The 257-nt window shown below is 51.4% G+C and carries 2 tRNA genes; both read left to right on the top strand.

Annotation, left to right across the window (positions count from 1 at the left end):
• Positions 1 to 51: 51 nt before the first annotated feature.
• A tRNA-Gly gene (locus LJC66_RS27590) sits at positions 52 to 126 on the top strand.
• A gap of 6 nt (positions 127 to 132) precedes the next feature.
• Positions 133 to 209, top strand: a tRNA-Arg gene (locus tag LJC66_RS27585).
• Positions 210 to 257 lie beyond the last annotated feature (48 nt).

Below are 257 nucleotides of genomic sequence, written 5' to 3'. Positions count from 1 at the left end.
CTTTTAATCAGAGGGTCGAAGGTTCGAGTCCTTCATGGCTCATTTTAATAAGCGGAAGTAGTTCAGTGGTAGAACACCACCTTGCCAAGGTGGGGGTCGCGAGTTCGAACCTCGTCTTCCGCTCCATATAAAGCGCCCGTAGCTCAATTGGATAGAGCGTTTGACTACGGATCAAAAGGTTAGGGGTTCGACTCCTCTCGGGCGCGCCATAAACGGGAAGTAGCTCAGCTTGGTAGAGCACTTGGTTTGGGACCAAG

Source organism: Priestia sp. TSO9 (genome assembly GCF_021029645.1).
Classification (GTDB): domain Bacteria; phylum Bacillota; class Bacilli; order Bacillales; family Bacillaceae_H; genus Priestia; species Priestia megaterium_E.
This window is presented reverse-complemented; position numbering and strand designations above follow the sequence as displayed.